16 protein-coding genes are annotated in these 14,515 nt (G+C 59.1%); all 16 read right to left on the bottom strand.

Annotated features, from left to right (window positions below):
• Positions 1–136: 136 nt before the first annotated feature.
• Positions 137–1,867, bottom strand: a complete 1,731-nt coding sequence (locus tag AC1DIJ_RS18720; RefSeq protein WP_112387630.1) for a GumC domain-containing protein — start codon at positions 1,865–1,867, stop codon at positions 137–139.
• Positions 1,868–1,982: 115 nt separating this feature from the next.
• Positions 1,983–2,822: a WecB/TagA/CpsF family glycosyltransferase gene (locus tag AC1DIJ_RS18715; RefSeq protein ID WP_112387629.1), complete on the bottom strand. Its 840-nt coding sequence runs from the start codon at positions 2,820–2,822 to the stop codon at positions 1,983–1,985.
• 284 nt (positions 2,823–3,106) lie between these two features.
• Positions 3,107–3,646 carry a hypothetical protein gene (locus AC1DIJ_RS18710; RefSeq protein ID WP_112387628.1) on the bottom strand — a complete coding sequence of 180 codons (540 nt, stop codon included), beginning with the start codon at positions 3,644–3,646 and terminating at the stop codon, positions 3,107–3,109.
• Positions 3,646–4,011, bottom strand: coding sequence for a hypothetical protein (locus tag AC1DIJ_RS18705; protein WP_112387627.1), 366 nt, complete (start codon positions 4,009–4,011; stop codon positions 3,646–3,648). Before AC1DIJ_RS18705 ends, AC1DIJ_RS18710 begins: the two co-directional genes overlap by 1 nt.
• Before the next feature lie 11 nt (positions 4,012–4,022).
• On the bottom strand, positions 4,023–4,586 hold the full coding sequence (locus AC1DIJ_RS18700; RefSeq protein ID WP_112387626.1) for a rod-binding protein: 564 nt from the start codon (positions 4,584–4,586) through the stop codon (positions 4,023–4,025).
• A 35-nt stretch (positions 4,587–4,621) separates the two neighbouring features.
• Positions 4,622–5,032, bottom strand: coding sequence for a hypothetical protein (locus AC1DIJ_RS18695; RefSeq protein WP_112387625.1), 411 nt, complete (start codon positions 5,030–5,032; stop codon positions 4,622–4,624).
• Between the two features lie 4 nt (positions 5,033–5,036).
• Positions 5,037–5,789, bottom strand: coding sequence for a flagellar biosynthetic protein FliR (locus AC1DIJ_RS18690; protein ID WP_112387624.1), 753 nt, complete (start codon positions 5,787–5,789; stop codon positions 5,037–5,039).
• Positions 5,786–7,873 (bottom strand): flagellar biosynthesis protein FlhA, encoded by a 2,088-nt coding sequence (gene flhA, locus AC1DIJ_RS18685; RefSeq protein ID WP_112387623.1) that lies wholly within the window; start codon positions 7,871–7,873, stop codon positions 5,786–5,788. The genes AC1DIJ_RS18690 and flhA overlap by 4 nt, the downstream gene beginning before the upstream one ends.
• A gap of 92 nt (positions 7,874–7,965) precedes the next feature.
• On the bottom strand, positions 7,966–8,232 hold the full coding sequence (gene fliQ, locus AC1DIJ_RS18680) for a flagellar biosynthesis protein FliQ (protein ID WP_112387622.1): 267 nt from the start codon (positions 8,230–8,232) through the stop codon (positions 7,966–7,968).
• Between the two features lie 78 nt (positions 8,233–8,310).
• Positions 8,311–8,757, bottom strand: a complete 447-nt coding sequence (gene flgD / locus AC1DIJ_RS18675; RefSeq protein ID WP_112387621.1) for a flagellar hook assembly protein FlgD — start codon at positions 8,755–8,757, stop codon at positions 8,311–8,313.
• Positions 8,748–9,197 (bottom strand): flagellar biosynthesis repressor FlbT, encoded by a 450-nt coding sequence (gene flbT, locus AC1DIJ_RS18670; RefSeq protein WP_112387620.1) that lies wholly within the window; start codon positions 9,195–9,197, stop codon positions 8,748–8,750. The genes flgD and flbT overlap by 10 nt, the downstream gene beginning before the upstream one ends.
• Positions 9,194–9,541 (bottom strand): flagellar biosynthesis regulator FlaF, encoded by a 348-nt coding sequence (flaF, locus tag AC1DIJ_RS18665; protein WP_112387619.1) that lies wholly within the window; start codon positions 9,539–9,541, stop codon positions 9,194–9,196. Before flaF ends, flbT begins: the two co-directional genes overlap by 4 nt.
• Before the next feature lie 36 nt (positions 9,542–9,577).
• Positions 9,578–10,705 (bottom strand): flagellar hook-associated family protein, encoded by a 1,128-nt coding sequence (locus AC1DIJ_RS18660; protein WP_112387618.1) that lies wholly within the window; start codon positions 10,703–10,705, stop codon positions 9,578–9,580.
• 3 nt (positions 10,706–10,708) lie between these two features.
• A complete protein-coding gene (gene flgK, locus AC1DIJ_RS18655) occupies positions 10,709–12,256 on the bottom strand; it encodes a flagellar hook-associated protein FlgK (protein WP_112387617.1) in 1,548 nt (515 codons plus the stop codon).
• Between the two features lie 21 nt (positions 12,257–12,277).
• Positions 12,278–13,639 carry a flagellar hook protein FlgE gene (locus AC1DIJ_RS18650; RefSeq protein WP_112387616.1) on the bottom strand — a complete coding sequence of 454 codons (1,362 nt, stop codon included), beginning with the start codon at positions 13,637–13,639 and terminating at the stop codon, positions 12,278–12,280.
• Between the two features lie 126 nt (positions 13,640–13,765).
• Positions 13,766–14,437: a transcriptional activator Rem gene (rem, locus tag AC1DIJ_RS18645; protein WP_112387615.1), complete on the bottom strand. Its 672-nt coding sequence runs from the start codon at positions 14,435–14,437 to the stop codon at positions 13,766–13,768.
• Between the last annotated feature and the right edge of the window lie 78 nt (positions 14,438–14,515).

Here is a 14,515-nt window from a genome sequence, read left to right as displayed (position 1 = left end):
GCGTCTCTCCCGCCTGTGCGTTCGTGCGCAAAGCTAGGACTTTGCCAGCAGCGCCGTTTGCCTCAGAACGCCCTATCCTGTTTAAAAGCGGCAAATGCAAGGGCAATGATGCCGCCAGTTGCCAAGAAGATGAAGGTCAGCGGCCACTTGCCGCATAGGTCTGGAACTTGCTGCGCAGTTCTGCAAGCTCCGCACGCAGGCGCTCGAGCTCATCCGGCTCCGCCGCCGCTTCCTCGACCTGGGGCTCCTGGAGCACCACAGGCTCCACCGTCTCCGGCAGAACCGGAATATCGAATGCATCCTCGTCGCGCCTGCGCACGAGCGACAATGCCAGCGAGGTGGCGAGCCCGACAAGCAGACCGATTCCGCCGCCGATTGCCGAGCGCATTGGCGTTGCGTAGCCAGCCTGCGCCGCAGTCACCCTTGGCGGGCTCTGGACCGTGACCGATGCAGACGGCGTTGTCGCGGATGGCAAGGCATTGTCGAGGCGGGCTTTGGCGGCACCGGCCTTGTCACGCAGTTCCGTAAGTTTGGCGAGATCGACACCGGTGTCACGGCTCTGGGCGATCATGCCGTTGCGCTCGTCGCTGAGCTTGCGACGCGCATCGACGGCGGCCTTGGCATCCGCAGTAGCATCCTTGGCTTGCAGCGACAGTTCCTGGGTGAGCTTGTCGCGCAGACCATCGACGATCGCCTGTTGCGCAAGCAGCTTCGGATGGCGGGGGCCGAGATCGATGGAGAGTTGCGACAGCGACGCCTTTTCGACCGCATATCTGTCGCGTGCATCCAGCAGGACCGGTGACATCATCTCCGCAGGTAAGACGCCGTTGATCACGTCGTTTGCCTTTGCAGTCTTAAGACGATCGGCACGTTCCTTGGAGATGGTGATACGCTGCTCGGCGATCTTGAGATCGGCATCGCGCTGATTGATGCGCTGCTGAAGATCGGCGGCGACTTTGACATTGCCCTCCCCGGCCTTTGCCGTGAAGGCATCAAGTTCGGCGCGCGCCTGATCATAGGCGTTGCGAAGTGTGCCATTGGCCTCAATGGCATTGCCTGCCGGTGCGCCGGTCAAGATTGCCGAAAGGCGATTTGCGATCTGCCTGGATTTTTCGGCGCCCAAGGTGGAGATCCTGAGCGTCACAAGACCAGTGCTGCCATCCGGCACGGCGTCGATCGCAGCGGCGACGGCCGTTTCTGCGCGGGATGCCGCGTCTGCCGCAGCACCGCTGCCAGAGAGCAGATCGACAGCGATGCCAACCGCATTTGGCTGGTCGCCTGCAAATTCGGGATCCCGGTCAAGTTTCAGAGCGGCGACCGTGGCGGCAATGGCCGGCGCCGAGACGAGCTTCTTGGCCGCAGCCGATGTCAGCGCCGGGCGTGTGGCGGTATCGGCTGCAACACGCAACGCCATTTCGGCCACATAGCGTACCGGCGCCTGTGGCATCATTAGCGTAAAGGCGGCGCCCAGCATCAGGCCGAGCATCGCGAACGCCACCGGCTTGACCGGAAGGCGGCGCGGCGCATCACCGATCTCAAGGAAGGTAATATCGTTGGTATTGGCGGGAATGAAGGCCGGTTCGTGCGGTACCGATGCCGGCTGCGTCACGACCGGCGCAGCTGGCGGCGGCGTCTTGACATCGTTGGCGGCTTCGAACCGGGGGGAGAGAATGGCTTCGATGCGGCTTGTCAGCGGCGCTGCAGCTGCTGCCCGCGCGCGGCGCTGCTCGTCAAGCGCCTTTTCGATGACACGAAGAAGCTCGGCTTCCGAAGGAAGGACAGCAGCGCCCGAATTTGGCGCATGCGGTGACGCGCGGAGATCCGGCGCGCTGGCTCGTCTGCCGTTCAATGCCTTGTTGTCATACATGGACGCCATTTCTCATGCACGTGATGATCCGGCTGGTTGCCCGCACTCGCGCGAGTATTAATCCAGCCTAAAGATTCATGGCAAAGAAATGGTTAACAGAAGACCAAGGTCGCGGTCAGCGCTGTGAGCCGCTGCGCTTCTGAAGCGGCAGCTGACTGCTGCGGTCGCCTTCCAGCTTCATGATCCGCTCCCGGCGGCTGAATCGGTATTGCAGCACATGAAACAGGAAGACCGGGATACCGACAACGTAGCGGCGCCAAAGGCGCGACGGCTCCTGAACAAGCCGGTAGGCCCATTCGAGGCGCATCATGCGGATGGTATCAGGCGCGCGCGGTATCTCGCCCGAGACGAAGTCGAAAAGAGCACCGACCGTCAGCACCAGACGCGCATGTTCCGGACGGATATGGCGATGCGCCCACTTCTCCTGAAGGGGCGTGCCCATGCCGACGATCAGCATGTCGACTTGCTGGGCATCGAGTTCGCTGATGACATCGACCGGATTATCCTTGTCGAAATAGCCATCCGAAATGACAATGAACTCGTGCCAAGGCGCGTGTCTGGCAAAGTTCTCAGCCGCCCGCTCGACGACATCGCGCTTGCCGCCGATCAGGCCGACACGCCGCGGCGTTTCCATGAACGTCAGCAGAGCTGGCACGAAATCTGTGCCATTGAGATTGGCCGGGAACGGACCGCCATGCGAGACCTGCGAGGCGATGTTGAGCCCGATACCGTCAGGCAGGACGAGGTTGTGTTCGAGGATCTCGCGATATTCAGGGTCGCGCAGCGTCATCAGCATATTGTGCGCGTTGACGAAGGAGATGACCGTCTGGCCAACCGGCAGTGACGCCAGCTCGTTGATGAAGACGAGGGCATCGTCCCATCCGAGATCGCAGACCGGCACGTCGAAAATCGTGCGGCGCGAGGCCATAACCGCGAAATTCGCGATCAAATTCATCCCAACCTCCTGCAAGGGGTGCTTCATGCGCCCAGCATCCCGGAAAACGAGCGACAAATATCCGAACCGGCAGCTGCCCGCCGGCGTGTGGCTGTCATGACGATACCCGCTATCCCGGGCACCTCGCCAAAACTGTCCTAACCGAGGGTATATCAGCTTGACTTCAAACAACCTTTAGGAAAATCCGTTGCATTGCGGGAACCGGAGAAAGCATTGGTTAACCGTCAGCTCCCAAACGCAAATGGCGCCCGAGGGCGCCATTTTGATCCTGACTGTCAATGTGATCAGTGCGCCGGCGCGGCCGCCGCATCGGCGGCAGGCGCCGCTTCGACGATCTTGACCGGCTTGCCCATCTTCGGCTGCTGGCCCGATGTCGCCGCCTTCTGATCTTCCTTGGACAGATAGTCGAGCTGCTGCAGCATAACGTCGGCAATGTATTCGCCGCCCAGCCGTTCGTTCATGCCCTTCTTGATCGCATCGCGGAACGCCTGCGGATCGAAAGACTTGACCTTGCTGATATCGACCATCTTGTTGCCGACGAGCAGCGTGAAGAGCTGATCGGTGGTCATCTCGGTCAGCGGCAAAGTGGCTCCCTTGACGACATCCTTGTTCATCATGAAGGAGAGCTGGCCGATGAAATATCCGGTGACGGCGCCATCGCCGATGATCGGGATGGTGACGGTCTCGCCTTTGACAAGCTCGAGCTGCGCCTGCTTGGAATCATCCGGCGGCGGTGCCGGCGCGGTGGCCATTTTCACCGAGAAATAGACCGAAGCCAGCGTGATCGCGCAGACCCAGACGCCTGTGAAGACGAGTTTAAGCATCAGGCATCACGCGCGACGAATTGTTCCTGGGAATAAGTGCCGTCGGCATCCGCATCCTGCACGGCGTTCTTCAGAATATCGGCGACAGCACGAACGGCTTCGAGGTGAGCCTCGACACGGCGTGCGTTCAGCGTCAGCTTCTTCTTCAGGCCATGCAACTGCTCAAGATGCGAAGCGGCAAGCTCTGCCGGATCGGTATCGCTGAACAGCATCGACAGCTCATAGAGGCAACGGCTCTTGTGCGCGTTGGAGACCTTGAGATCGAACTGCGGGTCGTTGCCGATCCGCGTGTTCTCGTTGTCGATGATCATCTCCAGGCGGCCGAGGACCGACTTGATGCGATATTCGTTTGAGATTATTTCCATTTTATCCTCGGTTATGCTTCATTATTGGTCTTGGCATCCGCAGTCGGGGTGCCAAATGTCTTGCGCTGGAACTCGTCGACCATGCTGAAGGCGACCTTGCGGTCGTTCTGATCGGCGCTGGCGTTGACGATGGCGCCTTCCTTCTTGCGAAGAGCGTCGTGATAAAGTTCCTTGGCGATACCGATGCCATCGCCCTTGGACATGACGTTGCCGAGCTGCTCGGCCATCATGCCCTTCCAGATATCGCCCGTGGCGCCCTTGCCGTAGACCTGTTCGCTATCGCTCGGCAGCATGTTCTTGACGAAGTTCTGCAGAACCATCGATTCGAACTTCCGATAGGTCTCGGGAATCTCTTCGGTCTTGCTGCGATTCTTGACGTCGTTGAGACCGGTCTTGGCGGCAGCGTTTTCGAGAACATCGACCTTGGACGAAAAGCCGTTGCCGGCGTCAGCAAGGCTGTTTGCCCTGAAGGCGGCGCGCGTCGCCATGAGTTTTTCCTGGGCAGCCTGAACCTCGGTCGGGTCCGCAGCTTTGACAACGTCCAGGACGAGATCACTAGGGGGCGAAATAGCCAACGTCACAATCCTCTAATGTAAGGTTGCGGCGATTATTATTTTTGAAGCTTGCTGGAGGCTGGCGTTGCGAACTTCTGATCGATGATATCATAGACTGCATTGTCATCGGCCTCGCGGCGCTCGGATTCCTGGGCCTCTTTCATGCCCTCCTCCAGCCGGTCGCCCTTCGCCCGCTCATGCTGCAGACGCATCTCATGCAGCTGCTGGATGCCCGTCAGCTGCTTGTCCTTGGTGCTGAGGCGCTCGAAACGGTCGGCGTAATTCTGCGAGAATACCCGGTGGATCGGATCGACCGAGCCAAGTGCTGTGATGACCGTATCCATCGATTCGTTCACTTCGGCGCGCTGCCGTGTGGTTTCGGCAAGGTCGTACTCGGCCATCTGCTCGAGGTGGCGCTGAACGGCGACAAGGCGCTTGAGTTTCTGCGAACGGGATTTTTCCGCCATTTCGCTACATGCCTATGAAGACGGACGGGAAGGATTCCGCGAACTGACTGATCAGCGCGGCCACGGAGAAATAGAACAGGAACAACCCGCCAAGTATCAGATATGGCGTCGAGATGAAGTAAACGGGGATCTGCGGCGCCAGCTTGTTGATGAAGCCGATCGAGACGTTGAACATCATGCTGTAGAGCAGAAACGGGCTGGAAAGCCTGAGCATGATGGAGGTCGTCGAGACCAGCGTGTCCGTCAGCGAGATGAGGTTGGCGCGCACATCGGTCAAGCCGCCAAAAGGCATCGTCGTGTAGGAATCGATCAGGGCCTTGAAGACGATGTGGTGAAAGTCCATCAGGAACAGGATCATGATGCCGGCGAAAGTGATAAAACCGGACAGGCTGGTTTCCGGCGTATCTTCCACGACATCCTGGCCGCCCGGCGAGGTATAGCCGACCATCATGGCAATGATGGTGGCGGCAAACTGGAAGCCCATCGTGTAGAGCCGCGCCAAGAGGCCGTACATGACGCCGATCAGCGATTCGCTGAAAATCAGCCCGATATAGCTGGCGCTGGTACCGCTGACCGCGGGATAAACCGTATCCCAGAGCAGCGGCAGAACGGCAAGCGACAGACCGGCAGCAACAAAGACCCGCAGGATTTCAGGCACACGCGCCGAGGAAAAACCCGGCATTGCCAGGACGCAGCCACCCATCCGGCAAAAAATCAGAAAGAGCGCAAGGATGGTGCCCTGCGGGTCTGTTATCATGAAACCGAGCCCAAAATCTTTATCTCGATGCCCTTCGCCAACTCGACGTGGGACAGAACCGGAAGCGTCGCGAACAGACGTTCGATGATCATGCGCACATAGGAGCGCGTTTCCGGCGATGTGACAAGGCAGAAAGGCAGACCGCGGTCCATGAATTCACGGATAACCTTCGTCGCCTGCTCGCTGAACTCTTCAAGCGCGCGCGGATCGATGTCGAACTCGACGACTTCGCCCTTGTTGTCGCGTTTCAGAGCCTGGTGGAAGGCCAGATCCCACTTGCTGCCGAGCCGCAGCACGCGCAGCACGCCGTTGTCGGCAAGGTCGCCGCAGATCTGCTGCGCCATGCGGATGCGGACGTGTTCGACGATCTGTTCGGTCTTGCGGACATGCGGCGCCAGTTCGGCGACGGCTTCGAGAATGAGGTGCAGGTTGCGGATCGAGACGCGCTCGGCAAGCAGCAGCTTGAGGACGGCCTGCAGACCCGAATAGGACATGTGCGAGGTGCAGATCTCGTCCGCCAGCTTCTTGTATTCCGGGTCGAGCCGGTCGATCAGCACCTTGACGTCCTTGTAGGACAGAAGCTGCGGCAGGTTGTTGCGAATGACTTCGCTCATATGCGTCAGGACGACGGAGACGTTGTCGATCGGCTGGAAACCCTCGCGCTTCAGATCCTCGGTAAAGGCTTCGAGAACGGAAACAGCCGGCATGCCGAAAGCGGGTTCGCGAATCTCGTCTCCCGGAATGCGTGGCTTGCGGCCAGAGCCGGTGACGACGAGCACTTCGCCCACACGCAGCTGGTTGGCGGCGATCGTCGTTCCGTGAATGCGGATCTGGTAGGATTTCTCGGCAATGGCGATATCGTCCGTGACCTTGATTTCGGGGACGACAAAGCCGTATTGCGTCGCGAACTTCTTGCGCATTTTGCCGACGCGGAACGCCAGTTCCTGGTGGGCACCGAGCAGGCGGGTCGAGACCATCTTGCCGAGCGCGAGCTCGATCTCGGAGGTGCGAAGGACCGACTTGACCGAGTCCTTCTCCAGTTCCTTGTTCGCGACGACCTTCTTTTCTTCTTGGTCGCGGCGAACCTTGTTTTCAGCTTCGATCTGACGCGGGATGAACCAGGCGCCGAAGGCCATCAGGCCGCCGAGCAGCGTGAAGGGCATGGTCGGCAGACCAGGCATCAGGGCGAGAATGAACATCAGTGCCGCCGAGACCGAGAGCGCGCGGGGATATCCGGACAGCTGACCGATAACCGCTTCGTCGGTGGAGCCGACATTGCCGCCGCGGGAGACGAGAAGACCGGCGGCCAGCGAGACGATAAGCGCCGGCATCTGCGACACCAGACCGTCGCCGACCGACAGCTTGACGAAGACGTCGGCCGCTTCGCCGATCGGCATGCCATGGCGGAAATAGCCGATGATGATGCCGCCGAAGACGTTGATGCCGGTGATGAGAAGACCTGCGACCGCGTCACCGCGCACGAATTTCGACGCACCGTCCATCGCGCCGAAGAAGGAGCTTTCTTCTTCCAGCTCCTTACGGCGGCGCTGCGCTTCGCGCTCGTCGATGATACCGGCCGAAAGATCGGCATCGATCGACATCTGCTTGCCGGGGATGGCGTCCAAGGTGAAACGCGCGCCGACTTCGGCGATACGTGTCGCGCCCTTGGTGATGACGATGAAGTTGATGGTGATCAGGATCAGGAAGACGATCAGACCGATGACGAAGTCGCCGGACATGACGAGGCTGGCAAAGCCGGCGATGACGCCACCGGCCGCATCGTGGCCTTCGTTGCCGTGCGAGAGAATGACGCGCGTCGTCGCGATGTTCAGCGCCAGTCGCGTCATCGTCGCGATCAGCAGGATGGTCGGGAAGGACGAGAATTCCAGCGGCTTCTTGATCCAAAGCGCGACCATGAGGATCAGCACCGAGAAGGCGATCGAGAATGCCAGGCCGAGGTCGATCAGAAATGGCGGTATCGGCAGGAAGAGTATGCAGATGATGACGATGATGCCGAAGGCAAAACCGACATCGCGCAAACTCGGTGCGACTTTCGGAAGGGGTAGTGCAGGTGGTTGCGCCATAACTGGTTCCGTCTCTTCATGAGAGGAGGCGGATACCGGGACCCGCCCTATTCGGATCGACAGTTAAATGGCGAAGCTTGCGCGAGGGTGGCTCAGAAGCCTGACTGGATGCGCGAAAATACCATGTCGGTAAAGATCGAAATCTGCGCGCCGACGAAGGGCGCGGAGATGCCGACGGTAATCAGGACGGCGACAATCTTCGGGACGAAGGTCAGTGTCGCTTCCTGGATCTGCGTGAGTGCCTGAAAAAGAGCGATGACGAGACCCACGACCATGGCAGCGGCAACTGCCGGGCCAGCCGCAACCAGCACGGTCCAGATGGCTGCCTGGAACAGATCGAGTGCGTCAGCTTCATTCATCAGGCAACCTCATATCGCCTTGGAGAAACAGCCCGGCACAAACCGGACTGTACGTCTTCATTGTTCAAACCAGCTCGACTAGGTGGAGCTGCCGGTATCAGTGCTCGGCGTCGTTGGTGCCGAATCAGAGATGGTGACACCGGTTTGTACCAGAATCTTACCGCCATCCTTCGTCGTTGCAATGATGCCGTCGGAATAAACCTTGACCGACGATACGACACCTTTGACGCTGCCATCGGCGCTTTCCATGTATTTGCCGATATAGCTGCCGGCCTGGGTGAGGCTGGAGCTGGACAGCAACGTGTCAAGCTTGGTGTTCGTCTGGATCGTCTGCTCGACCTGCGAGAAGCTGGCAAGCTGCGCCATCTGCTGGCTCGCATCGACGGGATCCGTCGGATCCTGGTTCTTCATCTGCGCGATCAGCAACTGCAGGAAGTTGTCGTAGTTCAACGTCGCCTTCTGCTGTGCAGAAGATGTGTTGCCCGACGCGGAAGAGCCTACGCCCGAGAGTGCGTCTACCGCCATGGTGCAATCTCCTTGCGAATCTGTTCGACCATCGCCGGCGCCATTTCCTGGTTGTTGAGGATGCTGTCCTCAAGCGTGTACATCGAGCGGATGGCCTTCAGAGCGTCGAACGCGCGGCCTGTCGAGACCAGACCGTCGATGCGCTTCAGCTCAGCCAAGATCTCTTCATTGCGGAAGCAGCTCAGCAGCATGGTGATCGACTTGCGGAACATCACCGTCGACTGCTCCTTGCCCTCAGGATTGATCAGAATCATCTGGGCAATGAAGTAGAGCTGGCGCAGAGGCGTCGTCGCGTCTTCAGGCTGCAGGACGTGGTTTTCGAGAAGGAATGTCACATCATTCAGGAATTCCAGCGCGACCTTGCGGTCAACGCGCAAGACCGCGCCGTTGATGAAGATTCTCTCTCCGGCTTTAAGCGAAATGCGAAGTGTACTTTTCATTTAAGTCCATCCCTGATGATGATGGTAATGTCGATAATGCCCTGGTAGTTATCGGACTGACGCCGCCTGATCCTGTCGCATTCCTTGAGAATCCAGATCGCGATGGAGATGAGATTGGCACGCAGTTCGACTTCAAGCTGATTGTCGGGGTGCTTCAGGTCTTCGATAAAGCTCACCCAAACGCGGCGGGTGTAAAACAGAGCCTCAATGGCTTCCCGGCCGTATTTTGTTTTCTCGCGCGCCGCAGCAAGCATTTCGATAGACCGATCGAGAACTTGCCGCTCTCTCTCTTTCGCATCGGTCACCGAGTCTTGCATGACCTCGGCATAAGAGAACTGATACATTCATGCATCCTTCTTTGTAATGCGCGCCTTTGATCATCAAAGGTAATTTACAAGGCTCAACTGCTGGATCTTCGAGATGATCGTGTAAGAGGTCTGAAGCTGCGTCTCCATATTCTTGACGATCGTGGTGGCTTCAACCGGGTCGACGCCTGTCAGATCGATAAGCTTGCCCTGCAGAATGCTGGACTGCGCGTCGAGTGCGGCGTTCGACTTAGTCACGCGCTCCTGCGACAGGCCGAGCTGGCTCTGCTGGCCGGTGATACCGGTGGTCGCGCGGCCGGCGTAGTCGATGGCGGCATCAGAGAGACCCGACATGCCTGCCGTACCCAATCCCTGATTGGTCAGCGCCTTGGTCATGACCGTCGCCATGGCGAAATAGCGCATACCGTCCGAATTGGCATTGGTCGAAGACGTGACGACTTCCGAGTTGCTGATGCGGCTCGTCATGTTCTGGTTGGATGCCGACGACCAGTTGCCCCAAGCCGGCGGCGTCGTATCGTAGGTCAGGCCACCTGTTGGAGCGGGAGCACCAACGGGATATCCTGTAGGCAAAGTATCCTGCATGAACATCGGCTCGACGAACATGGTGGTGAAGTTCTTCATGTCCGTGGCATCGAGGTCGGCAACGGTCTTGGGATTGCCGGTCACCGGATCGGTCAGCCCGCTGGCATAGGCCTTCAGATTGGTTTGCATCGCCGACATTGCCGCAGCACTCTGGTCGGTCAGCGGCGCGACATCGGTGTTGATGCCCGAGAACAGATATTCGCCGTTCGTCAGCGAGTTGCCGGTATCCATCAGCTGCGAGAACGCGCTGGATGCCTGCTGCAGCGTGACGGTGATCGTGTCTGCGCTCTGGCTTCCCTTCAAGGCCGTCAGTTTGGCAACAAGGTCATCGGCGGCGCCGTTCATCGCGTCGAGACCGTTCTGCGACATCTCCAGACGAAGGTTGACGACCGAATTGCTATCCTTGATCGACTTGATGCGGTCGATCTCGCGGTTGAAATCGACGCTCTTGGCCGTATTCACGCCGAGCGCAACACCGACATCGGCGTACATCTTCGTGCTGGCCTCAACCGCCGACTGCACCATCTGGTTCTGCGACTGACGGATCGTCAGCCGCATGGCGTTTTGAATGGCTGAACTAGAAATAAAAGAGCTTTTCATTTTTTAACTCGCAATATCCAGCAATGACTTCAGCATTTCGTCGACGGCATTCAAAATCTTCGTTGCCGCCTTGTAGGACTGCTCGATGTCGAGCATCAGAGTCAGCTCTTCGTCGAGGTTGACGCCCGTCTCGTTGGAATAGGCCTGATCGGAGCGCGCCAGGGCAGCAGAAGTGTTTTCGGACGCATCGCTGGCACTGCTGCGGTACTGCTCGAGCCAACCGATGGAGTTGGCGGCGAAATCCATAATGCTGACGTTAGAATCGAGACCCGAGCCCGTGTTGAAGCCAGAGACACCTGTGCCAGGATCGAAATCTATCTTGGCGCCCATGGCGTTGTAGTACTTGTCGAGCTGATCCGTATAACCGCCGTTGCCCGAAAGATTGGTGCTGTAGGGGACGTAAGGAGGAATCGCCGGCATCGGGTCCGGATCGTTGATCGAACCGTCGCGCAGCTTCATCGGATCGCCACCCTGAGAGGTGATGACTGCCGAGTTTACCTTGATCGATCCCGCCATCCCATTGATGATAGCGTACTGCCCCGTGACCGGGTCGACGGTCGGCATTCCGCCCGCGGCACCACTCGGAGACTGCGTCCAGACGAATAGTCCCGGCGTCGTCGAGCTGCCGTCGGTCTTCGTTTCGGCGAACATGTTGACGAGTCCCTTGGCGATCTCGTCGAGCTGGCTCTGGAATTTCGGCGCGACATCGTCACGGATCTGCAGCAGCGCCTGGAGGCTTCCCTGGCCGGAGGTCGTGCCGCCCTGGCCCATGGCCAGCGCCACGCCGTCGATATAGACGCCGTTGCCCTTGTCGCTCGCCTGATAGGTCGGGGTCGCCGTGAATTTTACCTCGCGGGGAATGGTATCGAAAAGAACGACACCATCGGAGGTGTAGAGTGCCATGTCGCTGCCATTGCGCGATACCGGCTTGACGCTGACAATGCTGGAAATCTGCTTCAGCAGCTTGTCGCGCTGATCGAGCGCGTCCGACGGATCGGAATTGGTGTTCACCGCGTTCTTGACGGCGTTATTGGCCGTCTCGAACTGCGATAGCAACGAGTTCAGCGTGTCGACCTGGGTCGCAATCGACTTGTCGGCAGCGGCCCGGGTGTTCTGGACGGAAGCCGTAGCGTTATTCAGCGAGTTGGCGAGATCCTGCGCCGCATTGATCGCACCCTGCGCGGCGACGACATTGTTCGGCGACGTCTGAAATGCGGCCAGCTTCTTCTGGAAGGCGCTGAGATATTCAGACGGAGAGGTCTCGTAGTCGTTGCCGCCGAGAACGCTCTTCACGTCTTCCAGACCATTTAGCAGAGTCTGCTGGGCGCTGTCCTGCGAATTGCTGGCGAGGTACTGCTTTAGGAGAGCATCCTCCTGCGCCCGATCAATCTTGACCACCGATGCGCCGTTCAACGACGTGGTGATCATCGCCTGCCGGCGCACATAGTCCTTGTTGCCGGCATTGGCGATGTTCCCCGACACGGTCGCGCTCTGCGTGCCCGTGTTGTTGAAGATGCTTTGTGCCGTATTAAGTGCTGACGTGAGCGACATGGCTTACCGGTTACCCTGATTTTATCGCTTGAGGTTGACGAGGACGTCCATGATGTCCGAACCCGTCTGAAAGACCTTGGAATTGGCCGTGTAGCTGCGCTGCGACTCGATCATTTCGGTCAGCTCGCCGGCGAGGTCGACGTTCGAGCCTTCGAGCGCGCCGGCCTGGAGGGTGCCGAGACCGTTGGTCTGCGGGAAGCCGGTGACAGTGACGCCGGAGCGGCCGTTCGCCTGATAAACGTTGCCGCTAAGCAGCGTCAGCTCGTCCGGGCTTGCAACGGTTGCGAGAGGAATGCGGAAAACCGGCTTCGGGTCGCCTTCCTTGTAGTTCGCGTAGACCGTACCATCCTTGTCGATGGTGACACCGGTTACTTCGCTTGCGGCCTGGCCATTCGGCGAACCGGTGCCGCTGCTGGCAGAAGCCTTCTGTGTGTACTTCGAGAGATCGAGATCGATGTTGAGATCGCTCTTTGTATCGGCGATTGCGAGATTGCCGGTGATCGTGCCGGCAGCAGGATCCGCAGCGTCGGTGATCAGACCGCCGGTGGCGTTGAAGGCCATTGTGCCAGAAGCGACCAGCGAATCGGGCATCGGCGAATAGGGGAACGAACTTGTGCCCGATGCTGCTGCGCCATCCTTACGATAAATAGCAACGTCCCAAGTGCCAGATGTCGCCGATGTCGGCGGAGTCGTCGTATTGTCGGCAGCCGTCGCTGCGGCGGACTTCGTGAAGTAGAAGTCGTATTGAACCTTGCCGCCAAGCTTGTCGAACACAACCATCGAGGTCTTGAAGGTGTTGGACACGCCGGCTGCCGTAGCGCCCGGATCTTGGTTGGCGCTTGGCAGATCGGTTGCAGCAACGACGGGCATGTCAGAATTCAGATTGCCCGAGAACGTTGCCAACGTGGATTCGATCGCGGTCAGACCTGTCTGGTTGACGTTAACAGGAACCAGACCATCGAAGCCGTTGACGACGACTGCCGGCGGGCCGGCCGTGTAGGGGTAGCCCATCAGCGTGAAGCCGGCGGCGTTGACCAGATTGCCGTTCTTGTCCTTGGTGAAATCGCCGGCGCGGGTCAGAACCGAGGTTCCGTCCGGGCTCTGGACGATGAAGAAGCCGTCGCCCGAAATGGCGAGGTCGGTGCCTGAAGTCGTGTAGGAGAGGTCACCCTGGGCAGTCACGGACTGGCGGACGGACGTCTGAACACCACCGGAATTGTAGTTCCCGGCCGTGGAGGGCAGGACGAGCGACGAGAATGCCGTCGATACCGACTTGTAGCCCGTGGTGTTTGCGTTCGCGATATTGTCGGCGACGGTGCTCAGGCGGTTCGCCTGGGCGTTCATGCCGGACACTGCCGTCTTCATGCTGCCAAAAATGCTCATCTGAAAACCTCGTTTTCCTTGATAGTCCGGAGAGTATTTGGCGGGCCTTGCGTGAAGCTGTCTGGTGCGGGCGGTGCTTTGGAAATCTTAAGCACCGCTGCCGCGCGGCGAGGCCCGTCGCTGAAATCAGTTCCAGTCGATGCAGTAACCGAGGAAGCGCTTGGAATCGACGGGATCGACACCGAGCTTCTTACGCAGCTTCTTGCGCAGCTTCGAGATGTGGCTTTCGACGACGTTCTCTTCGACTTCCTCGTCGAAGATGCCGTAGATGGCGTTGAAGATCTGGGTCTTCGTAACGCGGCGGCCGCGGTTTGCGATCAAATATTCGAGGATGCGGCGCTCGCGGCGCGGCAACGCAAAGACCTCACCGTGGATCTCGGGATCGCGGCCGTCCGAGAAGACGCGGATGCCGCCGATATCGGTGTGGCTTGCAATCGCTTTCAGGCGGCGGCGGATAGCCGCGGCCCGGGCGAGAATTTCGCGGGGATGGACGGGCTTGCGAACCACGTCATCGACGCCACAATCAAAAAGTGCAAGCGTCGTTTCAAGCGACGGCTGATCGCTGACTGCAATCACCGGCGCCTGCGAACGGTCGCGGATGGCCCGCGGCAACTCGAAGGTTTGCTGGCCCTGGCCAATCAGAAACGCCTCGACGGCCTGGATATCCGAATCCGCCGCCGTCTGTACCCACTCACCAAATTCGCTTGGATCAAAACCGGTCGAAGGGATGCCTTCCCGGCCAAATAGAGATGTATATCCATCTTTAACGAGCTCTCGCTCATCAACCACGACGATCATTCGTCCGCCTCCGAATCAGTGTGGCACTTCAATGATCTATGGGTACGAATCGCGTGAATCTGGAACAAGGTGTTGGAA

The sequence above is a fragment of the Rhizobium sp. 10N427 genome (assembly GCF_056394605.1).
This window is presented reverse-complemented; position numbering and strand designations above follow the sequence as displayed.